We start from the raw sequence: 24720 nt of genomic DNA on the forward strand, positions 1-24720 counted from the left end.
CCAATGCCTGCGACCAGCAACGACGACGCCCGCGACGCCGTTCACGACGCCACGAAACTGCTCGACAGCGCCCGCCACGTCGTGGTCTTCACCGGCGCCGGCATCTCCGCGGAGAGCGGTGTCCCGACGTTCCGTGACGCGCTGACCGGCCTGTGGTCCCGTTACGACGCCCAGTCGCTGGCCACCCCGCAGGCGTTCGCCGAGGACCCGGAGCTGGTCTGGGGCTGGTACGAGTGGCGCCGCCGCCTGGTCGAGCGGGTCACCCCGAACGCCGGCCACCGCGCCGTGGCCGCCCTGGAGTCCCGCGCCCCACGGGTCACCGTGATCACCCAGAACGTCGACGACCTGCACGAGCGCGCCGGTTCGGCCTCCCCGATCCACCTGCACGGCAGCCTGTTCGCCCCGCGCTGCGCCCGCTGTTCCCACCCGTCCGGGGCCGCCTCCTCCCCCACTCCGGTCGGCGCGGAGGACGAGGGCAGCCGGATCGCCCCGCCGATCTGCCCCCGCTGCTCCGGCCACATCCGCCCCGGCGTGGTCTGGTTCGGCGAGGCCCTCCCGGAGGAGGCCCTGGAGTCCGCGGTACGCGCCGCGACCGACTGCGACGTCCTGCTCACCGTCGGCACCTCGGGCCTGGTCTACCCGGCCGCCGAGATCCCGCGCCTGGCCGCCCGCGCCGGCGCCGCCGTCATCCAGATCAACCCGCAGCCGACCCCGCTCGACCCCATCGCCCGTGTCAACCTGCACGGCCCCGCCGCCGAGATCCTCCCGGCCCTACTCGGCCCGCTCGGCCCCTAACTTGCATAACTCCAGTTATGATAACTGGAGTTATGCGAAGGGGGCCCATGACGACGCTCGACCGACCTGCCAGGATGTTCGACCGGGACCGGGAGTGGGCCGCGCTCAGCGCCTTCGCCACCGATCCCCGGCCCGGCGCCACGCTGGGCGTCGTCTCCGGGCGTCGGCGCCAGGGCAAGACCTTCCTGCTCAGAGCGCTCTGCGAGGCGGCCGGCGGCTTCTACTTCCCGGCCGACGAGGCCGCCGACCGCGAATCATTGAACAGCCTCGGCGCGCTCCTCGGTGCGTTCACCGGCGCACCGGGGCCGATCGCGTTCGACGGCTGGCATCAGGCGATCGACGCGCTCCTCGGGCTCAGCCGCGACCGCCGTATCCCCGTGGTGATCGACGAGTTCCCCTACCTCGTACGCGCCAACCCGAGCCTGCCGTCGATCATCCAGAACGCGTTCGCCCCGCTCCGGCCGGAACGCGACGACAGCCGGGCCGGCCTGCTGCTCTGCGGCTCCGCGATGTCCTTCATGGGTCGGCTGCTGAGCGGCAACGCGCCGCTCCGGGGCCGGGCGGGCCTCGAACTGGTGGTGCCCACCCTCGATCACCGGCTGGCCGCCGAGTTCTGGGGCATCGACGACCCGGTCACCGCGTTGAAGACGAACGCCGTCGTCGGCGGCACCCCGGCCTACCGGCACGACTTCGCCCGCGACGACACCCCGGCCGGGCCGGACGACTTCGACCCGTGGGTGGTGCGGACCGTTCTCAGCCCGGCCAGCCCGCTGTTCCGGGAGGCGCGCTACCTGCTCGCCGACGAGCCCGACCTGCACGACGCCGCGCTCTACCACTCGGTGCTGGCCGCGATCGCCTCCGGCAACGCCCAGCGCGGGTCCATCGCCTCGTACCTGGGACGCAAGTCCGGAGATCTGGCCCACCCGCTGACCGTCCTGGAGGGCTGCGGCATGGTGTTCCGGGAGCCGGACGTCTTCAAGGAGAACCGGACCACGTTCCGGATAGCCGAGCCGCTGGTCACCTTCTACCACGCGGTCATGCGGCCGATCTGGTCCGACCTGGAGTACACCGGGGACACCGGCCGGCTCTGGGAACGCAGCCGCCAGCGGTTCGTGGGCAACGTGCTCGGCCCGCACTTCGAGCAGGTGTGCCGGCACTGGACGCGGCACATGGCCCCGCCCGAGGTCTTCGGCGACTATCCCAACCGGGTCGGCAGCGGCACCGTGAACGACCCGGCGAACCGGACCTCGTACGACGTGGACATCGCCGTCTTCGGCCTCGACGACGACCGGCGACCGCTGCTCGCCATCGGCGAGGTGAAGTGGGGCGACGTCATGGGCCTGGGCCACCTCGATCGTCTGCGCCGCATCCGCACCCTGCTCGCGGCGCAGGGCCGCCCCGGCGCCGCCACCGCCCGGCTGGCCTGTTTCAGCGCGGCCGGGTTCACCGGCGACCTCACCCGCATCGCCGCCGGGGACCCGGGCGTCGTCCTGCTCGGCCCCGCGGACCTCTACCTCAGGACTTGACGGTGAGGGTGGCGCCGAGGTTGTTGCGGCCCGTCACGGCGTTCCAGGTTCCCTTGTTGGCGAGCTGGATGGCGTAGGCGGGCTTCGACGCGAGCGTGCTCGACGGGTCCGGCAGGGCGAGCTGCAGCGTGTAGCCGCCCTTGGTGGCCGGGGCCTTGAACGTGACCGCGAGCGACACCTTCTTTCCCGGGGTCCAGGTGCGGACGTCGGCCGGGATGGTCACCGTCCGGGTGCGGCCGGCGGCGGTGAGGATCACGCGGACCGGGCGGTTCGCCGTCGGGGCGGCGTATCCGTCGTTGGTGAGGGTCAGGCGCAGGGTGACCTTCGCGCCGGGTTTGGCGCGCGTGGGGAGGATCGCGGTGGTCAGGCGGAGGCGGTAACCGAGCCTGCGGGACGCCTCGGTCAGGCCCGCGGTGCCCCAGGAGTCGAGGACCTCGGTGTTGAAGGACGGGTTCAGGTACGTCCAGTGGTAGGCGGCCATCTCCTTGGACGCGTTGGACCAGCCGGAACGGTCGGAGGGGTCGCAGGTCTCGCCGCCGACCAGCATCGACGCGGACTGGGCGGCCATCCAGGTGAAATCGGCCGACTCGGGGAAGGTGCCGTAGTCGTCGGTGCCGGCCAGGAAGCAGTCGTCGTGGATGCCGACCCGGGACTGGGCCGCCGCGGCGACCAGGTCGCGCTTGATGGCGGGGGTACGGACCTGGATCCACATCGAGGACGGGGTCGCGGCGAGCAGCGCGGCCAGCACCTTCTTCCGGTCGGACTGGTCGGTGGCGGTGAAGTTGTCGGTGTAGTACCACTCGCCCCAGCGGCCGACGAGACCCGCCTGGAGCGCGGTGACGATGTCGGCGTTCGCGGTCAGGATCGGGCCGAGCTGCGCGATGTGCTTCAGGACCCGGGCGACCGGCGCGTCGGCGGAGTCGGTGGACGTGTACGCGAACCGGACCACCAGCTTCACCCCGGCGGCGCGGGCGGTGGCGAAGTCGGCGCGGATCAGGGCCAGGTCGTCCGCGGTGATGGTGTCGGCCGTCGCGTACTTCTCCAGGTAGAAGATGCGGTAGACGAGGGTGTGCCCACCCTCGGCGATCGTGCCGGCGTCCAGGGCGTCCCATCCGGTGCCCTCGGTGGTCAGGTGGGTCTCGGTGTACGTGAAGAAGCCGCGCCCGGGGTTCGCGATCACCGCGGTGGACGCCGCGTACGTCTTGGTCGTGGTGGTGGGGGTTGCCGCGGCGGCCGCCGTGCCGGGCAGGAGCAGGGCGAAGGCGGCCACCGGGGCGGTGACGCTGAGCAGGCGCATGACGTCACGATCGGCCGGAAGTGTTCAGACCTGAGACGACGGCACCGGGAGAGCGCGGAGCGGCGCCTTGCGCACCTTGTTCGAGCCGGTGCGCGGCAGGTCGTCCACCACGTCGACGTACACCGGGATCTTGTACTTGGCCAGGCGGCCCCGGAGGAAGGCCGGGATCTCGGCCGGGGTCAGCGTGTGGCCCGGCGCCGGCACGATGAACGCCCGGCCCACCTCGCCCCACTTCGGGTCCGGTACGCCCACCACCGCCACCTCGCCGACCGCCGGATGCTCGAAGATCGCCGACTCGACCTCGGCCGGGTACACGTTCTCGCCGCCGGAGATGTACATGTCCTTGGTCCGGTCGACGATGTGGAAGTGGCCGTCCTCGTCGATCCGGGCCACGTCGCCGGAGCGGAACCAGTGGCCCTCCCCGAAGGCGTCCGCCGTGGCCTGTGGGTCCGCCCAGTACCCGGGGGTCACGTTCGGGCCGCGGACCAGGATCTCGCCCGAGTCCGGGTCCAGGCGTACGTCGGTGAAGAAGCACGGCAGTCCGGCCGAGCCGATGTGGTCGCGGCTCTCCCGGGCCTCCAGGAAGGTGGCGCCCGGCGCGGTCTCGGTCATCCCGTATCCCTGGCAGAACGTGAGCCCGCGTTCCTGATAGCGATGGATCAGAGCCTCCGGTACGGCGGCACCCCCGGTCATCAGGCTGCGCACCGAGGTGAGGTCGGCGGACTCCCAGCGCGGCGACCGGGTGAGGCCGGCGTACATGGTGGAGACGCCGAACATCCAGGTCACCCGGTGCTCCTCGATCAGGTCGAAGGCGCCGTCGACGTCCCAGCCCGGCATGAGCACCGAGCAGCCGCCCTTGAGGAAGGTCGGCAGCAGGCACTGGTTGAGCGCGGCGACGTGGAAGAGCGGCGCGCTGACCAGGGTCATCTCGTCGCCGGCGATGTCCACGCAGACCAGCAGGTTGTACGCGTTCCACACGATGTTGCCGTGGGTGAGCATGGCGCCCTTGGGATGCCCGGTCGTCCCCGAGGTGTAGAGGATGCACGCGACGTCCTCAAGTCCAACAGGTTCATCAAAGTCGGATGTCTCGCCTAAAAACGCCTCGTAGTCCTCAAGGGCCACGGAAACCGGCGCGGTGACGGGTGAGGCCGCGTGAATCAAGACCGAAGCACCGGAATGCGCCAGCTGATAGGAGAGCTCCGGCGCGGTGAGGCGCCAGTTCAGGGGTACGAAGACCGCGCCGAGCACCCAGGTCGCGAACATCGTCTCCACGAACGACGGGTGGTTCGGGCCGAGGTAGGCCACCCGGTCGCCCCGCCGGACCCCGGCGTCGCGCAGGGCGGCGGCCAGCCGGTTCACCCGCTCGTGGAGTTCGGCGTACGTGAGGAATCGGTCTTGAAAGATCAGGGCGGTGCTGCCGGGCGACATCGCCGCCCGGCGCCCCGGCCAGGAGCCGAGCCCCGCATTGTTCATGGCATGCCTCAGGCGTAGTGACGGTAGACGGGACGCGCGACGCAGGCCGGCTTCTCGGAGCCGTCGATCTGCACGGTGAAGTCGAAGGTGCTCTGCACGCCGCCCTTGACGTCCTCGACGCTGACCACGGTGGCGGCCAGGCGGATCTTCGAGCCGACCTTGACCGGGCTCGGGAAGCGCACCCTCTCCAGGCCGTAGTTGACGCCCATCGAGATCCCCTCGACCTTCAGGAGGTCACCGAAGAGCGGGATGACCAGCGACAACGTCAGGTATCCGTGCGCGATCGGGGCGCCGAACGGCCCGGTCTTGGCGCGCTCCACGTCGACGTGGATCCACTGGTGGTCACCGGTCGCGTCGGCGAAGGTGTTCACCCGCTCCTGAGTGATCTCCAGCCACTCGCTGACGCCGAGGTCCCTGCCGACGAGCGACTTGATGCCGTCGATGCCGTTCACGGTCGTGGTCATTTCGTTTCCTCCGGTGTGAGGCCGAGCAGGCGGGCAGCGTTCTCTTTCACGATCTTTTCTCGCACGTACGGCTTGATCTCCAACCGGTCGAAATCGGCCAGCCAGCGATCGGGCGTGATCACGGGGTAATCCGAGCCGAACAGCACCTTGTCCTGTAGGAGGCTGTTCGCGTACCGGACCAGCTGCGGCGGGAAGTACGTGGGCGACCAGCCGGAGAGGTCGATGTGGACGTGCTCCTTGTGGGTGGCGACCGCGAGCGCCTCGTCCTGCCAGGGGAAGGAGGGGTGGGCCAGGATGATCCGCAGGTCGGGGAAGTCCACGGCCACGTCGTCGACCAGCATCGGGTTCGAGTACTTCAACCGGATGCCCCCGCCGCCCCGGACCCGCGCGCCGATGCCGGTCTGACCGGTGTGGAACAGGGCGACCGCGCCCAGCTCCTCGATCGCCTCGTAGAGCGGGTAGGCGAGGCGGTCGTCCGGCGCGAACCCCTGCAGGCTGGGGTGGAACTTGAAGCCCCGGACCCCGTACTCCTCGACCAGGCGGCGCGCCTCCCGGACCCCGGCCCGCCCCCGGTGCGGGTCGACGCTGGCGAACGGGATCAGCACGTCGGCGTGGGCCGCGCAGTCCTCGGCGATCTCCTCGTTGGCGATCCGCGGATGCCCGGTGGCGTGCTCCGCGTCGACGGTGAAGACCACGGCGGCCATCGAGCGTGACCGGTAATAATCAGCCATCTCGGCGATCGTCGGCTGCCGGTGGCCGTGCGCCTTGAAGTAGTCCTCCGAGGCACCGAGCAGCGCCGGGCTCAGCGAGGTCCGCCCGTCACGGCCCACCTCGGCGTGAGTATGCACATCAATGGCAATAAGTTCGGAGATATCCATCAGGGCACGACCGGCGCCGGAATGCCGTAGGACTCCTGCTCGAAGTCCCATGCGGCGGCGATGTCCGCGGCGGCCCAGCCACCGTCGCGGAAGAGCACCGACCTCTCCGCGGGGTGCGACCAGAGGGCCAGCCTGTCGCCGCCGATCCCGATCGCCTGGCCGGTGATCCCCGTGGCCGCGTCCGACGCCAGGAAGGTGATCAGGCCGGTCACGTCCTCCACGGTGCCGAGGCCCTCGTCGCGGCGCAACCAGGCCGGGTACGGCCGGCCGGTCCGCTCCGCCTCCTCGATCACCGGGGCGAACGCCGGGATCGTCTTGGTCATCTCGGTGGCCGCGACCGGCACCACGGCGTTCACCGTGATCTCGCTGCGCGCCAGCTCGAGCGCCCAGGTCCGGGCCATCGCCGCGATCCCGGCCTTCGCCGCCGCGTAGTTGGTCTGCCCGAAGTTGCCGCGCTGCCCGGCCGGCGACCCGATCAGGATGATCCGCCCGCCGCCGCCCTGCTCGCGCATCCGGATCGCCGCGGCCCGCGCGCAGGTGAAGGTGCCGCGCAGGTGCACCGCGACCACCGCGTCGAAGTCCTCGTCGGTCATCTTCCAGAGCACCCGGTCGCGCAGGATCCCGGCATTGGTGATCAGCACGTCGATCCGGCCGAACGCCTCGACCGCGGCCGCGACCAGCTTCTCCGCGCTCGCGGTGTCCCCGACCGCCGCGGCGACGCCGACCGATCCGGGGATCGCCGCGACGGCCGCGTCGACCGCCGCCCGGTCCACGTCGTTCACGACCACGGACGCACCGGCCGCGGCGAGCGCCGTGGCGTACGCGAGGCCGAGACCCCGCCCGCTGCCGGTCACGACGGCGACCTTGCCGTTCAGATCCATGCTCTTCAACCTCTCACAAAAGGCGGCCCATCACTATCAACAGGAATCCTGTCGGTTCCGAGTCTTTATGACGATCAGGTTTCCTGTCAATGGGGTAGCCTGGCCGACATGCCATCGCTGCTCTACTTGGTCAAACAGCTCGAGCTCGCCGTCCGCGCCCGCCTCGACGAACTGGTCCGCGGCCACGGCATCACCGCGCTGCAGTACACCGCCCTCACCGTCCTGGAACGCCACGACGGCCTCTCCGCGGCCCAGCTCGCGCGCGACTCGTTCGTCACCGCACAGTCCATCGCCGACATGGTCCGCGCCCTGGAGACCCGCGGCCTGATCCGCCGCGAACGCAACCCGGCCAGCCGCCGCGAGCTCCTGCTCCACCTGACACCGGAGGGCCATTCGCTGCTGGCGGCGGTCGCCACCCCGGTCGCCGAGCTGGAGTCCCGGATGACCGCCAAGCTCACGGATCCGCAGTCCGCCGAGCTCCGCCAGTCCCTGATCACCGCATGGCAGTCCCTGGCGTAGGGCCCGCGCCCTCTCCGCCGCCCCCGGCCGTAGCGCGGCCCCCGGGTTTCGGCTGGTGCTCAGGGGTGTCTCCAGCGGAGCGAGACACCCCTGAGCAGCCGATGGAGCGGGCCGCCGCGCGGGGGTGACCGGCGACGGCCTCGCGTGCCCCGCGGTCAGGGGCGCGGATCGATCGGCGTGAGAGCCGGGTGGGCGGCCTCGATGTCGCGCGCCGCCGCGAGGGCGATGTGCTCGCCGTGCTGGCGGGCGATCACCTGGACACCCTGGGGGCGGCCGTCGGCGGTCCCGGTGGGGACGGCCACCGCGGGCAGCCCGAGGAAGTTCGCGGTGACCAGGAGGCGGTGGGCCTTCCAGAGGTCGGTGCAGGCCACCGAGCCGGAGAGGTCGTAGCCGATCAGCGGCATCGGCTGGGTGGTGACCGGGCCGAGCACGATCGGGTAGCGGGCGTGGAACGCGCGCCACGCCGACGCCAGCACGAACCGTTCGGCCCAGGCGCCCTGGTACGACGCCGACGTGTCCAGCATCTCGACGTCGACGATGTTGTCCCGGAAGTAGCGGACCGTCCCCTCGGAGAGCGGCCCGGGGAAGACCCCCGGGGTGAGCAGCATCGGGGCGTTCTCGGTCGAGGAGAGCTGCCGCCAGATCGTCGCGCACCGGTCGATCGAGGGCGGCTCGACCTCCTCGACCTCCCAGCCGGCCGCGGCCAGCGACGAAGCCGCGGCCCGGACGGACGCGGCCACCCGCGGGTCGACGCCCCAGCCGCACGGGTCGACGGTGACCGCCACCCGGCGCGGGCCGTCGTAGCCGGACGGGTGCTCGGTCGTCACGCTGAGCGGGTCGTACTCGTCGGCGCCGTGCATCACCCCGAAGAGCAGGTCGAGGTCGGCGACCGAGCGGGCGAGGGGACCGTTCACCGCGAAGTGCTGGATGGAGAGCGGCAACGGCTCGACGTGCCGGCTGGGCGCGGCGACCCGGCCCGCCGAGGTGCGCAGGCCGACGACGCCGGCGGCGTGCGCGGGGAGCCGGATGGACCCGCCGTAGTCGTTGCCGAGACCGGCGGCGACCATGCCGGTGGCGACCGCGACGGCGTCCCCGCCGCTGGATCCGCCGGGCACCCGGGCCGGATCCCAGGGATTGACCGTACGCCCGAAGAGGTCGTTGTCGGTGTCCCAGCGCAGACCGATGTCGGGCATGTTCCCGCGCGCCACCGGGATCGCCCCGGCCGCCAGAAGCCTGTCCACGAAGGTCGCGTTGACCGGCGGCACGTGATCCCGCGCGAACGGCAGGCCCGAGGTGGTCGCCGACCAGGTCAGGTCGATGTTCTCCTTGACCGAGATCGGCACCCCGGCGAGCGGCCCGGGGTCCTCGCCCGCGGCGACCTTCGCGTCGATCGACGCCGCGGCGGACCGGGAAGCGTCGGAGAGCACCACGGTGACCGCGTTGACCTGCGGGTTGACCGCGGCGATCCGCTCCAGGTGGGCGTCGACGACGGCGGCCGCGGTGAACTTTCCGCTGCGCACCCCGTCGGCGATCCCGGTGGCGGTGAGGTTGTGCATGAGAGATCCCACTTTCACAGAACGGTGCAGGTCAGAACGGTGGAGCCCAGTTCGATCCGCTGCCGGTTGGGCACGGTCTCGACGGCGAGCCAGCGGTGCTCGCCGGTGCCGGGCGCCGGGACGAACTCCGGCGCGTCGCTGCTCGCGACGGTGAGCCGGAGCGCGTGACCGGCGGGCAGGCGGTACCCGACGTGCCCGAGGTCCAGCGTGACCGGGAACGCGTCGCCCGGCCGGGGAATCGTCTGCTGTCCGCGAGCGATCAGCTTCGCCGTGCCGTCCGGCGCGACGTCGAGCAGCCGCGCGAAGAGGTCCATCTCCGGGCCGTCAGAGCCGGCCACCGTGCTGAGCGAGATCGGCCCGGCGAGGTCGAGCGGCTCCGCGCCGGCCGGAGCGGTGAAGACCAGCACGTCGGGGCGGTCCGCGGCGTGCCGCTCGTCCGGGTACTCCGCCAGGAAGGAGAACGCGTCGACGACCGGTGACCGGACCGGATCAGCGGCGTCGTGCGTCCAGGCCGCCGCCTCCGCGGGGCCGGGCGCACTGCCGAGGGTGCCGCCCGGTGCGTCACGCACGGCCGCGTCCGCACCGGCCGGATGCCACGTCCTCGGGTACGCCGCCGGGGGTGGCCAACCACCCTCCGCCCGGTGCGCCGGGTCCCCGGAGTTGGCCAGCTGCCACCGCACCCGGGGGATCTCCCGCCGCTCGCCGCGGAGGAAGACGTCGAAGAAGTCGATCGCCGGGTCGAGGTAGCGCGCCAGGAACGACGGGTCGGCGCTGGTCTGCCCCGGCGCGAAGTGACTGTTGTTCTCGTGGTCGATCGCCTCGATCAGCAGGTACTCGTTGCGCGCCCAGGCCGGCCGCCGCTGGATCTCCCGGTGGTCCGACCAGGACCAGGGCGCGCAGTTGTCCCACCAGCCGACGGTCATCAGCACCGGTACGGCCGGCGCGTCGAACGGGCTGCCGGCCGGGAAGCGCCGCAGGTGGACCGGGTTCGGGAACCAGACGTCGTAGCTGGCCGAGCGGCTGCCGACACAGGTGAAGAACTCCTCGACCTGGGCCGCGTACGGGCGCCGGGACCAGTCCAGCTCCCACTCGAACATGTCCGGGCCGTGGAACATGCTGAGCGGGTAGTAGCGCGCGACGCCCATCTCGACGTCGTGGGTGCGCTGCCGGGGCACCGGGCCGGGCAGTTCGCCGAGCCGGGTGCCGGTGACCCGGGGCGCGATCGCCCGGAGCGCCGGGTGCCCGGTGGAGACCGCGGCCCACTGGGTGAACCCGTAGTACGAGTCCCCCCACATCCCCACCACGCCGTTGCAGAAGGCCTGGTTGACCAGCCACTCGATGGTGTCGTACCCGTCGTACGCCTCGTTCACGAAGAGCAGCGTCTCGCCCTCGGACCGGAACTTCCCGCGCACGTCCTGGACGACCATGGTGTAGCCGCGGGCGGTGAAGTACTCCGCGACCCGGGGCATGAACGTGTACTCGCCGTTCTTGTCGTACGGCAGCCGGGTGAGCACCACCGGGCCGGGCGCCGCGTCCCCGCCGGACGGCAGGTAGACGTCGGTGGCCAGGTGGACGCCGTCCCGCATCCGGACCATGTGCTGCGTGGCGCTCGGCGGGACGGGCCCCGGGCCGGTGCGCTGGACCTGGATCGTCATCTCAGAGCACCTCGAAGAAGCGGATGCACACCTGACCGGCCTCACCACGGGCGAGCCCCACGAAGACCGACGAGGTCAGCCATCGGTGCGCGGCCGCGTCCGTACGGAAGAAGGGGGTGGTCCGGTAGTAGTACAGCGTCTCGGGCAGGTCCTCGCCGGCCTCGACCCGCGCGTCGATCTCCGGGTCGGCCCGCCAGAACCCGCGGTTGTGGATGTCGATGACCGCGCCGTCCTCGGCCTGCAGCAGGTAGCGCGCGTCGAGCTCGGTCACCTGGCCGCGGGTGGTGGACCAGTCGCCGCCGCCGGCGAGCACCCTCCCCGTGAGGCGCGGGCCGTCCACGGTGCCGCCGGTGATCGGGGTGAACATCACGACCTCGTCCGCGCCGCGACCGACGTGCAGGGTCTCGGCCACGTCCACCCGCGCCTCGAAGGCGAACTCCAGGCGCGGGTCGGGCAGTTCAGGCATCACGGTCCTCGTTTTCTTTGCTGAAATGACAATCAATTAGGCTGTGTGCGGCGGTACGGCGAGAGGAGCGGGGATGGGTCGCCCGAGCATGGCGGCGGAGCGGACCGAGCAGATCATGCGGGCCACCGGGCGCTGCCTGGGGAAACACGGCCTCGCCGGTACGACGCTGGAGCGGGTCGCCGAGGAGTCGGGGCTGAGTCGCAGCCACGTCCGTCACTACGTCGGCAACCGGGACGACCTGCTCCGGAAGTACGCGAACTGGCTCTTCACCGGCTACGAGGCCGAGTTCATCGGCAGGATCGCGAAGGCGCCGGAGCGGGAGAAGCTGCCGATCGCGATGGACTACCTGTTCAGCAGCGGCTTCCTGCCGATCAGCGACGACGACACGATCATCCGCGAGCTGGTCGCCGCGGGCGTCGCCGACGAGAGCATCCGGGCCACCATGCAGGGCCACTACTCGCAGGCGATCCAGTCCGTCGAGGAGGCGGTCGGCGCGGAGTACCCGTCGGCGTCGCCCGGGGCACGGCGCTCGGCCGCGTACGGCCTGTGGTGCCTGGCGATGGGCAACTCGATGATGGCCGAGCTCCGGCTCCCGGTCGCCTCCGGCGGGCTGGTCCGCACCGCCGCCGAGTCGCTGCTGGAGCAGCTCAACCGGCACGGCTGACCCCCCGGGTGGGCACCCAGCCGGGCCGGGGCACCGATCCGATCAGCTTCCGGGTGTACGCGGCCTCCGGCTCCTCCAGCACCCTCTCGACCCTGCCGGACTCGACCACCGTCCCGCGGGACATCACCACGACGTCCTCGCAGACGTGCCGGACCACCGACAGGTCGTGGGTGATGAAGAGGTAGCCGATCCCGGTGGCGGCCCGCGCGTCGACCAGCAGGTTCAGGATCTGCGCCTGGATCGACACGTCGAGGGCGGCGACCGCCTCGTCGAGCACGAGCAGCTTCGGGTCGGCGGCGAGCGCACGGGCGATCGCCACCCGCTGCCGCTGCCCGCCGGAGAGCCCGCGGGGCAACGCCGTGCCGTGCCGCTCGTCCAGCCCGACCAGCGACAGCAGCTCCGCGGTCCGGGCCCGGCGGCCGGCCCGGTCGAGCCGGGTGTGATGGGCCAGCACCTCGTCGAGGCAGCTCGCCACGGTCTGCCGCCGGTCCAGCGAGAGGTACGGGTCCTGGAAGACCATCTGGACGGTCCCGTCCAGCGTGACCGTCCCCGAGGTGGCCTTCTCCAGTCCGGTGACGATCCGGGCGCAGGTGGTCTTGCCCGAGCCGGACTCCCCCACCACCGCGAGCGAGCCGCCCGCCGGCACACTGAAGCTCACCCCGTCCACCGCGACGAAGCCGCCCTTGAAGACCTTCCGCAGGTTACGGACCTCGAGCATCACGCGTTCCTCTCCAGCAGGTGACAGGCGGCCAGGCCGGTGCCGAGCGGCAGCAGCACCGGGCGCGTCGTCCGGCAGTCCTTCTCGGCCTGCGGGCAGCGGTCCGCGAAGACACAGCCCGCGGGCGCGTCGGCGGCCGACTGCGGGGTGCCCGGCACCGTCTCCAGCCGCTCGCCGGGCGCCACCGTGCCGGGCCGTGACCGCAGCAGCGCCCGCGTGTACGGGTGCCGCGCGTCCTCGTGCAGCCGGGCGGCCGGGAGGATCTCCACGATCTCGCCCGCGTACATCACCGCGATCCGGTCGCAGACCGCGGCGGCCAGCTCCAGGTCGTGCGAGATGAAGAGCAGTGCGGTCCCCCGCCGGTGCCGCTGCTCGTCGAGGATCGCGACCACCTCCTCCTGGGTGGTGACGTCCAGCGCGGTGGTCGGCTCGTCGGCGAGGATCAGCTTCGGCTCGGTGGCGAGCGCCGCGGCGATCACCACGCGCTGCAGCAGTCCGCCGGAGAGCTCGTGCGGGCGCTGCCGGAGCCGCCGCTCGACCCGGTCGACGCCGACGTCGGCGAGCAGCCCGCCCACCTTCCGCAGCGCCTCGGACCGGCTCATCCCCTGGTCGCGCAGCACCTCGGTGAGGAAGTGGCCGATCGTGTGCACCGGGTTGACGGTGGCGCGCGGGTCCTGGAAGACCATCGCGACGTCCCGTGAGCGCAACCGGCGCAGCTCCTTCGGGCCGAGAGCGTTCACGTCCGTACCCTCGAAAAGGACCGCGCCCGAGACGGAGGCTGCCGACGGCAGCAGCCGGACCACCGACTTGACCGTCATCGATTTCCCGGACCCGGACTCGCCGACCAGGCCGACGGCCTCGCCCGCGGCGACGCTCAACGTGACCTCGCGCAGGATCGGGCGATCACCGATCGCCATCCGCAGGTTCTGGAACTCCAGGAGTGGACTCGTCACCGGACACCTCCGCCGAAACGCTCGGCCAGCCGCTCGGCGACCACGGTGAACGCCACCACGGTGATCACCACCGCGATCGCGGCCTCCAGGGACTGCTGCGGGAAACCGGCCAGGATCGAGGGCTGACCGTTCGCGATCATCAAGCCCCAGTCCGCGGCCGGCGGCTGCAGGCCGAGCCCGAGGAAGGAGATCGAGGCGAGGTCGATCATCGCGTACCCGAAACCGATCGCGGCCTGCACGACCAGCAGCGGGGCCAGGTTGGGCAGCAGGTGCCGGCGGCAGATGTGCCAGCCGGAGAAGCCCTGCACCCGCAGCGCCTCGATGTACGGCAGCGACCGCTCGCGCAGCGCCGCCGCCCGCATCACCCGGGCGATCATCGGCAGGTAGCCGACCGAGAGCGCCACCACCGGCGCGACGAAACCGGCCCCGAAGATCGCGGCCACGGTGATCGCCAGGACCAGGCCGGGGAACGCGAAGAGGATGTCCAGCACCCGGGAGACCGCGGCGTCGAACCAGCCGCCGAACCAGGCGGCGCTGATCGCCAGGGCGGTGCCGGCCACCCCGGCCGCGAGCACCACGATCAGCGGACCGGCCAGGCTGGTCCGCGACCCCATGATCAGCCGGGAGAGCAGGTCACGGCCGAGGTCGTCGGTGCCGAGCGGATGCTCCGGGGAGAACGCCGCGTACGCGTTCAGCGGGTCGACCGCGTTCGGGTCGTGCGGGGCCAGCCACGGCGCGAGGACCGCGACCAGCACCGCGATCGCACAGACCGCCCCGGCGATCGCGGGCACCCAGGGAATCCGGGCGAGCTTCTTGGGAAAGGCCAGGGCCAGGACGGTCATGACTTCTCCTTCACCAGGCGCGGGTCGAGGATCGCGTTGACCAGGTCGACCAGCATGTTCACCACCACGAAGGCGGCCACCAGCAGCAGCGACAGCACCTGCACGACGACCAGGTCCTGCCGGGCCGCGCTCTGCACCAGCAGCGAGCCGAGCCCGCTCACCCCGAAGGCCTGCTCGGCGACCGCGGTCCCGGCGAAGAGCCCGGCGACCGTGACACCGGAGACCGCGAGGATCGGCGGCGCGGCGTTGCGCAGCACGTGCCGGCGCAGCACCGACCAGCCCGGCAGGCCGCGGGCCCGGGCCGCCGCCACGTGATCGGCGGCCAGCTCGGCGCGCACCTCGGTCCGGGTGATCCGGCTGACGTAGGCGAGGTATCCCCCGCTCAGCGCCAGCGCGGGCAGGGTCAGGTGGTAGATCCGGTCGCCGAAGCCCTCGCCCGAGCCGTAGACCGGGAACCACGACAGCTTGGTGGCGAAGAGCCAGATCAGCAGGATCGCGGCGACGAACGCGGGCGCGGCCATCAGCACGGTCGTCCCGAGCGTCAGCGCGGTATCCGCGATCCGCCCGCCGATCCCGGCGAGCACCCCCAGGACCACCCCCACGATCAAGATCAAGGTTCCCGCGTACGCCACCAGCAGGAGCGTCGTCGGCAACCGGGACATGATCAGCGTGGTCACCGGCTCCTTCAGCACCATCGAGGTGCCCGGGTCGCCGGTGAGCAGCCCGGCGAGCCAGTGCCAGTACTGCGCCCAGAACGGCTCGTCCAGGTGGTACTGCGCCCGGATCGCCGCCATCGTCTCCGGGCTGACCTGCCGCCCGCCGGCCAGCAGGCTCGCCGGGTCCCCCGGGGCGAGATACAGCGCCCCGAAGATGACCACGCTGGCGACGAGGATCGTCGCGAGCATCCCGGCGAGCTTGCGGCCGACGAACCAGAGGACCGACCTCACGCCTTGCCCACCTGCGCGGCCCAGGCCGAGCTGATGTAGGAGAAGCTGGCGGGCGCCCCGGTGATCCGCTTGTTCATGAAGAGCCGGTTGTAGGACTGGGCCAGGCTGATCTGCAGGTCGGCCGGGGCGTAGATGGCCTGAGCCGCGACGAACGCCTGCGCCGAAGCCGCCGGGTCGGTCGCCGAGACCGCGGTCACGATGTTCTTGGTGACCTCCGCGTCCTCGTAGCCGGTCCAGTTGAACTGGGCGTCCTTGAGCACGAAGCCCGGCGCGTAGTAGAGCGCGCCCGGCACCTCGAGGTAGCCGGTGGTGGCGATCAGGTCGATGCCCTGGCGCAGCGTCGGGTCGTAGAAGAGGCCGGTGTACTCGGCGATCTGCAGCTGCTTGATGGTGAGGGTCAGCCCGATCTGCTGCGCGGCGGCCTGCGCGATCGTCGCGGTCTGCAGGAGCTCCTGGTTGCCCGCCGGCACCGCGATCACCATGTCGGTCCGGCTCGGCGCGGCCTCGGTGACCAGCTGCTTCGCCTTCGCGAGGTCGGCCGTGGCGTTGTCCGGCAGCGCCGCGTACCCGGCGTCGTAGACGTCCTTGGCCGCGCTGCCCTGCCAGACCAGCGGCGGGGTGAAGGTCTTCAGCGGCTCGCCGGCGCCCTTGAGCACGCTGGTGATGTAGCTGTTCTTGTCGATCGCCAGGTCCAGCGCCTGCCGGATCTTCGGGTCGGCGGCCGGCCCCTCGGTGGTGACCGCGCCGATGCTGTACGACTCGGTGCTCGGCCCGAAGTAGAGGCTGCCGACGCCGGTCTTGCGCAGCGCCGTGATGCTGCCGGCCGGGGCGCCGTACACGCCGTCCACCTCACCGGAGAGGAGCGCGCTGGTCAGCGTGCTGCTGTCGCTGAGGAAGACGAACGTGAAGGTCGCCGCCTTGGCCTTGCGGGTGGCGTCCCAGTAGGAGTCGTTCCGCTTGAGCACGATCTTCTGCCCGGACTGCCAGTCGTCCAGCTGGAACGGCCCGGTGCACATCACGCCGCCGCTCGCCGTGCCGAACGCCTTGCCCTTGGCGGTCGCGTACTTCTCCTCGACGATCGCGCCCGGCGTGCCGGCCAGATCCGGGATGAACTGCACGTCCGGCGTCGTGAATTTCACCGTGACCTGCAGGTCCCCGGTCTTCTCGATCGACTTCACGTTGGCGAAGACGTGCGCGCTGTACGACGCCAGCGCCGGGTCCATGTTCCGCTTCAGGCTGTAGACCACATCCTGCGCGGTCATCGCGTTCCCGTCCCAGAACGTCACGCCGTCGCGCAGGTTGATCACCACGGTGGTGGCGTCCTTCTGCTCCACCGACTCGGCCAGCCCCGGCGAGGTGGAGAAGTCGGTCTCCAGCCGCAGCAGGCTCTCGCAGAGGTTGGTCTCCACCGTGTTCGCCGAGTAGTCCCCGGTCAGCGCGGGATCGAGGCTGGCCGGCTCCCCCGAGGGCAGCGCCCAGGTCACGCTCTCGACGTCACCGCTCGCCGCCGGGGTGGTCGCGGTCAGCTCGATCTTCGTACCGCCCGCCGCCTGATCGCCGGAGCCGCCCCCGCAGCCCGACACCACGACGCTCACCGCCAGAGCGGCCGCCGTGACGCCCGCCCATCTATTGATAATCATCTATATAACTCCCTGGACTCGGGCACGGAGGCACGCCACCCCACCCACCGTCACCGCGCTTCCGCGGCCCGGCATGTGGCGACCGCCCCAGACTCCGCCCGGCGCTTTAAATTGTCAATCCTGGAAATCAACTATTAACTGCCCACCCAGAAACCCCGTGTCAAGCTGCTGTTTCCCCACGGAAATAGACACGCGGCATGACTAACTTCAGGCCGGACCGTTCCCGGGCTCGCGAGACCGTAGGTGGCTGGGGCCAGGAGGCGGCTCAGGGTTTTGGCTGGTGCTCAGGGGTGTCTCGCTTCGCTGAGACACCCCTGAGCACCAGCCAAAACCCGCGGGCGCGCTACGGCCCGGGGTGGGCACGGGCGTAGCGGGCGAGCGGGGTGGGTGCCGCTAGTGAGGCGCGACGGGGAGGACGGTGACGCCGCCGGGTGGGAGCGGGGCGGGGGCATCGAGGGCGATCTCGGCGTCGGTGCGGTTGATCAGGAAGTGGTGGGGGCCGCGGATGGCCAGTTCGACGCGGCCGCGCAGCTCGGGCGGGAGCTCGCTGTGGATGCCCACGGGGTTCAGCAGGGCCGGGAGGATCGGGGTCAGGCCGTCCGGGCCGAGGCGGGTCGAGATGTAGGCGGCCGACCCCGTGCCGACCGGGCGGCGGGTCACGGCCGGGCGGCCCGCGTGGTCGCCGGTCGCGTAGCGCGCGAGGATCTCGGTGGCCGGGTCGGTGATGTCGATCGGCTCGGTCCAGAGCGTGGCCGTGGTGCCGTTGTCGAGGGCCACCGTGTCGCCGTCGGGCAGCGGTGTGAACTCCTCGACGCGGATGCCCAGCAGGTCACGGAAGGCGCCCGGGTAGCCGCCGAGGTGGATGTGGTCGTGTTCGTCGACCGTACCGGAGAAGTAGGTTGTCAGGAAGTTTCCGCCGTTTGCCACGAAATCGGCGCAGCGGTCGGCCAGGGCGCACGGGACGACGTGCAGGATCGGGGCGATGACCAGGCGGTATGCGGACCAGTCGGCGGCGGCCGGGACCACGTCGGAGCGGATGCCGAGGTCCAGCAGCGCGGTGTAGAAGTCGAGCGCCTCCCGGTGATAGCGCAGCCGCGAGCTGGGGTGCGAGTCCGCCTCGGCCGCCCACATCGACTCCCAGTCGAAGAGGATCGCCACCTCGGCGGGGGTGCGCGGCGACCCGGCCACCGGGGCCAGATCGGCCAGGCGCGCACCGAGATCGACGACCGCACGATGGAGCGCGCTCTCCCGGCCCGCGTGCGGGACCATCGCCGAGTGGTACTTCTCGGCGCCCGCCCGGGACTGCCGCCACTGGAAGAAGCAGACGCCGTCGGCGCCGTGCGCGACGTGGGTGAGCGAGTCCCGGGCCAGTTCGCCGGGCTTCTTCGGCAGGTTGACCGGCTGCCAGTTGACCGCGCTGGTGGAGTGCTCCATCAGGAACCAGGGACGGCCGCCGGCCAGGTTGCCGGTCAGGTTCGCGGAGAAGGAGAGCTCGTCGCGGGCCTGCGGGCCGGGCGTGACGTAGTGGTCGTTCGCCACGAAGTCGACGTCGTCCGCCCAGGCCGCGTAGTTCAGCCAGGTCACGCTCCGGGCCACCATGAAGTTGGTGGTGACCGGGATGTCCGGGGTGAGCTCCCGCAGCACGGCCGCCTCGGCGCGGTGGTGGTCGAGCGCCGCACCGTCGGAGAAGCGCTTGAAGTCCAGCTCGCACGTCGGGTTGACCTGGGCGGCCGCCTGCCGGGGCGGGATGATCTCGGACCAGTCGGAGTAGTGCTGCGACCAGAACGCGGTGCCCCACGCGTGGTTGAGCGCGTCGAGTGATCCGTACCGGTCACGCAGCCAGCCCCGGAAGGCGACCTCGGCGTCCGGCGAGTAGTCGAAGAGGTTGTGGCAGCCCAGCTCGTTGCTGACGTGCCAGGCGGTCAGCGCGGGATGCTCGCCGTAACGCGTGGCCATCGCCCGGACCAGGCGCAGCGCGTGCTCCCGGAAGACCGGCGAGGTGAGGCGGTAGTGCTGGCGGCCGCCGGGCCAGACCGTGTTCCCGTGCCGGTCCACCGGGAGGATCTCCGGGTGCCGGGCGGTCAGCCAGGGCGGCGGGGAGGCGGTCGCGGTGGCCAGGTCGACCAGGATGCCGCTCGCGTGGAGCAGGTCCATCACCTCGTCCAGCCAGCCGAAGTCCCACTCGCCGGGGCGGGGCTCCAGCCGGGCCCAGGAGAAGATCCCGAGCGAGACGACGGTGACCCCGGCCTCGCGCATCAGCCGGACGTCCTCGGGCCAGACCTCGCGCGGCCACTGCTCCGGGTTGTAGTCGGCGCCGTACTCGATCCGGGCGGGTCCGGTACGGCGAAGCCAGCGTCGGGTCTCCGAGGTTCCCACGGTGATCACCGTACCGAAGCCGCGCGTTTCTCCACCCGGCCGCTTTTCTCCATCCGGCCCCGCCGTGGCCGATGAGATCTGCATGCGGACGCGCCTGTGGTGGATCTACCTGGTCCTGACCTCGCTGCTGGCGCTCGCGTACGTCGCCCTCCCACTGGACGCCGCGACCCGGTGGATCTACGTGCTGGTCAACTGCAGCGCACCGCTGGCCACCTGGATCGGGCTGGTCCGGCACGCACCGCAGCGCCGGGCCGGCTGGCTGGTGATCGCCACCGGTCTCGCGCTCTCCGGCATCGGCGACGTGATCTTCGCGGCGCACACCGCGGCCGGCAGCGAACCACCGTTCCCCGGGCTCGCCGACGTGCTCTACCTCCTCGCCCACCTGACCATCGCGGCCGGCACGGCGATGCTCGCCTCCCGGGCCGGGCGCAGCGCCTTCCTCGACTCGGCGGTGATCCTGGCACCGCTGGCCAGCATCGCGTACCCGCTGGTGGTGCAGCCGGCGATCAGCGCGGGCGACAGCCTCACGGCCACCGTCTTCGCGATCGTGATCCCGTCGAACACGCTGATCGTGGTCTACTGCGCGCTCGCCCTGGCGCTCGGCATCGAGCTGCGTACGCCGGGCGTGCGCTGGCTGCTGGCCGGGCTGCTCGCCTGGTTCTTCTCGGACGCGCTCTACACGCACCTCTCGCTGAGCGGGACGTACACCGAGGGCGGTCTGATCGATCTGGGCTGGATGGCGATGCCGATCCTGATCGGCACGGCCGGCCTGCACCCGTCCATGGTGGTGACCACCCCGCGCCGCTCGGCGGTGAACGCGCTGACCCTGCACCGCGCGCTCACCCTCTTCGGCGCGGCGCTGCTGCTGCCCGCCGTCCACCTGTTCTGGGAGCCGAGCCCGGACGACGCGCCGCTGATCATCGGGTCGGTGCTCTCCATCGCGCTGGTCGCGCTCCGGCTGGCCACCCCGATCCACCAGCTGGCCTGGCGCGCCGGGCACGACCCGCTGACCGGGCTGGTCAACCGCAGCCTGCTGATGGACCGGCTGGCGCTCTCGCTGGGCGCGCTGCCGTGTGACCGGTCGACCCGGGTCGGCCTGCTCTTCTGCGACCTCGACCACTTCAAGAACGTCAACGACAGCCTCGGGCACGACGCCGGCGACCAGTTGCTCTGCGAGATCAGCACCCGGCTGAAGGACACCGTACGGGCCGGGGACGTGGTGTGCCGGCTCGGCGGCGACGAGTTCGTGATCCTCATGCCGGCGGTCAGCGACGAGGAGGCCGAGACGATCGCCGCGCGGGTGGTCGGCATGCTCGGCCGGCCGATCCGGCTCTCCGACGGGACCGAGTTCTTCCCGTCGCTCTCCATCGGGCTGCGGACCACCGACGACCCGGCCGCCGACCCGGACGTGCTGATGCAGGACGCCGACACCGCGATGTACCAGGCCAAGGCGGCCGGGCGGGGGCGGATGGTCCGGTTCGACGCGGAGATCCGGGCCGAGGCGGCCCAGCGGCTGCGCCTGGACGCGGACCTGCGGCACGCGCTGGCCCACCCGGGCGAGGTGTTCTGCGTCTACCAGCCGGTCTTCCGGGTGGACACCGGACGGCTCAGCTCGGTCGAGGCGCTGGTCCGCTGGCAGCACCCGGTCGACGGGATCCTGCCACCGGCGGTGTTCGTGCCGGTGGCCGAGGCGGCCGGGACCATCGCGCAACTCTTCCAGGTGGTCCTCGAGCAGTCCCTGGCCGAGCAGCGCGGCTGGTACAACGCGACCGGCCGGTGGATCCCGGTCGCGGTCAACCTCTCGCCGCGCCAGCTCGACGACGGCACGGCCGCGCTGGTGCTGGCCGCGCTGGAACGCAACGGCACCCCGGCCCGGCAGCTCACCATCGAGCTGACCGAGACCGGGCTGGCCGAGCCGCACGTGGTGGAGGCGGCGCTCGGGCCGCTGCGCCGGGCCGGGGTGAAGATCGCGGTGGACGACTTCGGCACCGGGTACTCGTCGATGGCCCGGGTGGCCGATCACGGCTGGGACATCGTGAAGATCGACCGGGCGTTCGTGGCCGGGATCCACCGGGATCCGGCGCGGCGCTCGCTCGCCGACGCGATGGTCGGGATGGCGCACGCCCTCGGCATGGTGTCGGTCGCCGAGGGCGTGGACAACGCCGCCGACCTGCAGGTGCTGTCCCAGCTGGGCTGCGAGTACGCCCAGGGCTACCTGCTCGCCCACCCGGTGGACGCGGCGGGCATCCTGGAGTTCGCGTCGCAGCCCGGCGTCCAGGCTCAGGCCGCCGCCGAGTCCAGCCTGGTCAACTGATCCGCGTCGAGCTTGATGTCCGCGGCCGGGAGCAGGTCTTCGAGCTGCTCGTAGGTGCGCGGCCCGATCAGCGGGATCACGCCCGGGTCGGTCTGGTGCATCAGCCAGGCGAGGACCAGCGCGTTCGGATTCGTCCCGATCTCTTGGGACATTTCACGAATCGTCGCCAGACGAGCCTCGGCGTCCGGCCCTCGATACTGATCGGCGATGCGCTCCTCCACGGGCTTGCCGTAGATGCCCTTCAGGATCGGCGAATAGGCGACCAGGGCCAGGTCCCGATGGTCGCGCAGATAGCCGAGCTGCTCCGTACTCACGATCGAGTCGTTCTCCAGGCCCGCTCGGGGGCGCAGGTAGGAGTGCTGCTGCTGGAGGGCGACCGGGGCGGTCCACCCGTACCGGTCGCAGAGCTGCCGGATCCGCTCCAGCCGCCAGGTCCGCACGTTGGACCAGCCCAGATAGCGGGTCTTCCCGGCCCGGACCAGCCCGTCGAGGGCTTCGAGGGTCTCCTCCAGCGGGGTCGACAGGTCGTCGACGTGCACGTAGTAGAGGTCGACGTGGTCGACGCCGAGCCGCCGCAGGCTGCCGTCGAGCGCGTGCCGCAGGGCGTCCGCGCCCGCGCCGGCGAAGGTGCGCCGGGCCAGCGCCCAGTCCGGATTCCCGTCCGCGTCCCAGAGGCCGGGCGAGGGCGCCGGCAGCGCGCTGCCCTTGGTGGCGAGGAAGATCCGGTCCCGGTGACCCCCGTTCCGCATCCACCGGCCCAGCAGTTCCTCGCTCTCACCGCCCGTGCTCCCGGGGCGGCGCCACCACTCGTAGCAGTCGGCGGTGTCCAGGAAGGAGCCGCCGGTGCCGAGGTAGCGGTCCAGGATCCGGACCGCGGTGGCCTCGTCGGTGACCCCGCCCATCTGCATCGCGCCCAGCGCGAGCTTGCTCACGGTTGTGCCGGTTCGTCCCAACTCCATGCTGTCAATGCGTTTTTCCACGCGTTCAACGCTATGACCTGGAGCGCGCTCCAGGTCAAGTGACCGATCACACTTTCGATACGAGAGCGTTCCGTTTCTATTCGGAGGGGTCTACTGTCCTCCATTGAGATACGGAACGGTTCCGTATCAAAACTTGGGGGAAACACCCGATGAACGACACCGCGAAAGCACCAGCCGGCGGGCACCCCCGTCGCTGGGCGATCCTCGGCGTGCTCGTCATCAGCCTGCTCGTGGTGGTGCTCGACAACACCGTGCTCAACGTCGCGATGCGCATCATCGCCGACCCGCAGCACGGCCTCGGTGCCACGCAGAGCGAGCTGGAATGGGCCATCAACTCGTACACGCTGGTCTTCGCCGGCATGCTCTTCACCGCGGGCATCCTGGCCGACCGGCTCGGCCGCCGGATCAGCCTGATCGTCGGCCTCACCCTCTTCGGCGCGGCGTCGCTCTTCTCGGCGTACGCCGGAACCCCCGACCAGCTGATCGCCGCGCGCGCGGTGATGGGCCTCGGCGCCGCGGCGGTCATGCCGTCCACGCTCTCGATCATCGCGAACGTCTTCGACCCGAAGGAGCGCGGCCGCGCCATCGGCGTCTGGGCCGGCGCCGTCGGCCTCGCCGTCGCTCTCGGCCCGATCCTCGGCGGCTTCCTGCTGGAGCACTTCTGGTGGGGCTCGGTCTTCCTGATCAACGTGCCGATCGTGGTCGTCGGCGTCACCCTGGTCGCCGTCCTGGTGCCGGAGTCGCGTGACCCGAAGCCCGGCCGGATCGACGTCCTCGGCGTCCTGCTCTCCATCATCGGCCTGACGCTTCTCACGTACGGCGTGATCAAGGGCGGCGAGGACGGCTTCGGCTCCACGCTGGCCTGGGCGCCGCTGGCGACCGGCGTGCTGGTGCTGATCGGCTTCGTCCTCTACCAGCAGCGCATCGAGTTCCCGTCGCTGGACGTGCGCCTCTTCGCCAACCGCTCCTTCTCCGCCTCGACCGGCATGATCGGCCTGGTCTTCTTCGCGGCGATGGGCTCGATGTTCTTCGGCGCGTTCTACCTGCAGCTGGTCCGCGGTTACGGCCCGCTCGCCTCGGGCGCGCTCTTCGTCCCGTTCGCGCTCGGCCAGATGATCTTCGCGCCGATCAGCTCGACCATGGTCAAGCGGTTCGGCCCCAAGGCGGTCAGCACCGTCGGCCTGCTGCTGGTCGCCCTCGGGCTGGCCGCCTGGCTGCCGATCGGCGCGGACACCCCGATCGCCGTGGTCGCCGTCGCGTTCCTGCTGATGGGCATCGGCATGGCGAACGTGATGCCGCCGGCCACCGAGACCATCATGTCGGCGCTCCCCCGGGAGAAGGCCGGCGTCGGCTCGGCGGTCAGCAACACGATCCGGCAGCTCGGTGGCGCCCTCGGCGTCGCGGTGCTCGGCGCGATCCTGTCGTCGGCGTACCGGAGCAACCTCGGCTCGGCGACCGACGGCCTGCCCACCGCGGCGGCCGACGCGGCCCGCGAGTCGATCACCGGTGCGTACGCGGTGGCCGAGCAGGCCGGAGCGGCCGCCCCCGGCCTGATCGACGGCGCGAACGACGCCTTCATCGCCGCGATGCACTGGTCGGCTCTCGGCTCGGTGATCTTCGCGCTGCTCGGCGCGCTGGTCGCGGCGCTCTTCCTCCCCGGCAAGCGCCCCGCCGAGGCCGCACCGGCCGCGGCGAGCGTCGAGGAGAACGTGGAAAAGGGCCTGGCCGAAGAGCAGGGCGTGGCCCTGGCCGACCTTTAACCCGTCGGTAACAATG

21 protein-coding genes are annotated in these 24720 nt (G+C 71.5%); 6 read left to right on the forward strand and 15 right to left on the reverse strand.

Annotation, left to right across the window (positions count from 1 at the left end):
* Positions 1–3 precede the first annotated feature (3 nt).
* Both AB0M08_RS04860 and AB0M08_RS04865 read left to right on the forward strand, forming a co-directional pair.
* Positions 4–795 (forward strand): NAD-dependent deacylase, encoded by a 792-nt coding sequence (locus tag AB0M08_RS04860; protein ID WP_364488488.1) that lies wholly within the window; start codon positions 4–6, stop codon positions 793–795.
* A gap of 47 nt (positions 796–842) precedes the next feature.
* Entirely contained in the window at positions 843–2321 is a 1479-nt protein-coding gene (locus AB0M08_RS04865; protein ID WP_364488491.1) for an ATP-binding protein, read from the forward strand.
* Here the strand turns inward: AB0M08_RS04865 and AB0M08_RS04870 are convergent.
* From AB0M08_RS04870 to AB0M08_RS04890, 5 genes are read right to left on the reverse strand one after another with little or no spacing between them, the layout of a single operon-like run.
* Positions 2311–3618, reverse strand: a complete 1308-nt coding sequence (locus AB0M08_RS04870; RefSeq protein ID WP_364488494.1) for a DUF4832 domain-containing protein — start codon at positions 3616–3618, stop codon at positions 2311–2313. The genes AB0M08_RS04865 and AB0M08_RS04870 overlap by 11 nt on opposite strands.
* 24 nt (positions 3619–3642) lie before the next feature.
* The gene (locus AB0M08_RS04875; protein ID WP_364488497.1) at positions 3643–5091 is read right to left on the reverse strand and encodes a long-chain fatty acid--CoA ligase; all 1449 of its coding nucleotides are present in this window, start codon (positions 5089–5091) and stop codon (positions 3643–3645) included.
* A gap of 8 nt (positions 5092–5099) precedes the next feature.
* Entirely contained in the window at positions 5100–5555 is a 456-nt protein-coding gene (locus AB0M08_RS04880; RefSeq protein WP_364488500.1) for a MaoC family dehydratase, read from the reverse strand.
* A complete protein-coding gene (locus tag AB0M08_RS04885; protein WP_364488502.1) occupies positions 5552–6433 on the reverse strand; it encodes an amidohydrolase family protein in 882 nt (293 codons plus the stop codon). Before AB0M08_RS04885 ends, AB0M08_RS04880 begins: the two co-directional genes overlap by 4 nt.
* Positions 6433–7314 (reverse strand): SDR family oxidoreductase, encoded by an 882-nt coding sequence (locus AB0M08_RS04890; protein ID WP_364488505.1) that lies wholly within the window; start codon positions 7312–7314, stop codon positions 6433–6435. Before AB0M08_RS04890 ends, AB0M08_RS04885 begins: the two co-directional genes overlap by 1 nt.
* Before the next feature lie 108 nt (positions 7315–7422).
* Between AB0M08_RS04890 and AB0M08_RS04895 the strand changes: the two genes are divergently transcribed.
* A complete protein-coding gene (locus AB0M08_RS04895; protein ID WP_364488508.1) occupies positions 7423–7833 on the forward strand; it encodes a MarR family transcriptional regulator in 411 nt (136 codons plus the stop codon).
* A 155-nt stretch (positions 7834–7988) separates the two neighbouring features.
* Here the strand turns inward: AB0M08_RS04895 and AB0M08_RS04900 are convergent, their stop codons facing one another.
* The 3 genes from AB0M08_RS04900 to AB0M08_RS04910 are packed head-to-tail and all read right to left on the reverse strand — an operon-like array spanning position 7989 to position 11510.
* Positions 7989–9389, reverse strand: a complete 1401-nt coding sequence (locus AB0M08_RS04900; protein ID WP_364488511.1) for an amidase family protein — start codon at positions 9387–9389, stop codon at positions 7989–7991.
* A gap of 14 nt (positions 9390–9403) precedes the next feature.
* Entirely contained in the window at positions 9404–11044 is a 1641-nt protein-coding gene (locus tag AB0M08_RS04905) for a CocE/NonD family hydrolase (RefSeq protein WP_364488514.1), read from the reverse strand.
* Between the two features lies 1 nt (position 11045).
* Entirely contained in the window at positions 11046–11510 is a 465-nt protein-coding gene (locus tag AB0M08_RS04910) for a DUF3237 domain-containing protein (protein WP_364488517.1), read from the reverse strand.
* Positions 11511–11583: 73 nt separating this feature from the next.
* Here AB0M08_RS04910 and AB0M08_RS04915 point away from each other — a divergent pair, with 73 nt between their 5' ends.
* Positions 11584–12174, forward strand: a complete 591-nt coding sequence (locus AB0M08_RS04915; protein WP_364488520.1) for a TetR family transcriptional regulator — start codon at positions 11584–11586, stop codon at positions 12172–12174.
* On the opposite strand, the gene AB0M08_RS04920 is transcribed toward AB0M08_RS04915, so the two are convergent.
* The 6 genes from AB0M08_RS04920 to AB0M08_RS04945 form a co-directional block, all read right to left on the reverse strand.
* Positions 12158–12892 carry an ATP-binding cassette domain-containing protein gene (locus AB0M08_RS04920; protein ID WP_364488523.1) on the reverse strand — a complete coding sequence of 245 codons (735 nt, stop codon included), beginning with the start codon at positions 12890–12892 and terminating at the stop codon, positions 12158–12160. The genes AB0M08_RS04915 and AB0M08_RS04920 overlap by 17 nt on opposite strands.
* Positions 12892–13845 (reverse strand): ABC transporter ATP-binding protein, encoded by a 954-nt coding sequence (locus AB0M08_RS04925; protein ID WP_364488526.1) that lies wholly within the window; start codon positions 13843–13845, stop codon positions 12892–12894. Before AB0M08_RS04925 ends, AB0M08_RS04920 begins: the two co-directional genes overlap by 1 nt.
* Complete coding sequence (locus AB0M08_RS04930) at positions 13842–14687, reverse strand: ABC transporter permease (RefSeq protein WP_364488529.1); 846 nt, start codon at positions 14685–14687, stop codon at positions 13842–13844. Before AB0M08_RS04930 ends, AB0M08_RS04925 begins: the two co-directional genes overlap by 4 nt.
* Entirely contained in the window at positions 14684–15634 is a 951-nt protein-coding gene (locus AB0M08_RS04935) for an ABC transporter permease (protein ID WP_364488532.1), read from the reverse strand. The genes AB0M08_RS04930 and AB0M08_RS04935 overlap by 4 nt, the downstream gene beginning before the upstream one ends.
* A complete protein-coding gene (locus tag AB0M08_RS04940; protein WP_364488535.1) occupies positions 15631–17274 on the reverse strand; it encodes an ABC transporter substrate-binding protein in 1644 nt (547 codons plus the stop codon). The genes AB0M08_RS04935 and AB0M08_RS04940 overlap by 4 nt, the downstream gene beginning before the upstream one ends.
* Positions 17275–17667: 393 nt before the next feature.
* The gene (locus AB0M08_RS04945) at positions 17668–19650 is read right to left on the reverse strand and encodes a beta-galactosidase (RefSeq protein WP_364488537.1); all 1983 of its coding nucleotides are present in this window, start codon (positions 19648–19650) and stop codon (positions 17668–17670) included.
* A gap of 82 nt (positions 19651–19732) precedes the next feature.
* Here AB0M08_RS04945 and AB0M08_RS04950 point away from each other — a divergent pair, with 82 nt between their 5' ends.
* On the forward strand, positions 19733–21964 hold the full coding sequence (locus tag AB0M08_RS04950; RefSeq protein WP_364488540.1) for an EAL domain-containing protein: 2232 nt from the start codon (positions 19733–19735) through the stop codon (positions 21962–21964).
* On the opposite strand, the gene AB0M08_RS04955 is transcribed toward AB0M08_RS04950, so the two are convergent.
* Positions 21931–22944: an aldo/keto reductase gene (locus AB0M08_RS04955; RefSeq protein WP_364488543.1), complete on the reverse strand. Its 1014-nt coding sequence runs from the start codon at positions 22942–22944 to the stop codon at positions 21931–21933. The two genes, AB0M08_RS04950 and AB0M08_RS04955, sit on opposite strands and share 34 nt — an antisense overlap.
* 149 nt (positions 22945–23093) lie before the next feature.
* Between AB0M08_RS04955 and AB0M08_RS04960 the strand changes: the two genes are divergently transcribed.
* Positions 23094–24704: an MFS transporter gene (locus AB0M08_RS04960; RefSeq protein WP_364488546.1), complete on the forward strand. Its 1611-nt coding sequence runs from the start codon at positions 23094–23096 to the stop codon at positions 24702–24704.
* Positions 24705–24720 lie beyond the last annotated feature (16 nt).

This window comes from Actinoplanes sp. NPDC051851, from assembly GCF_040681165.1.
Lineage (GTDB): Bacteria > Actinomycetota > Actinomycetes > Mycobacteriales > Micromonosporaceae > Actinoplanes.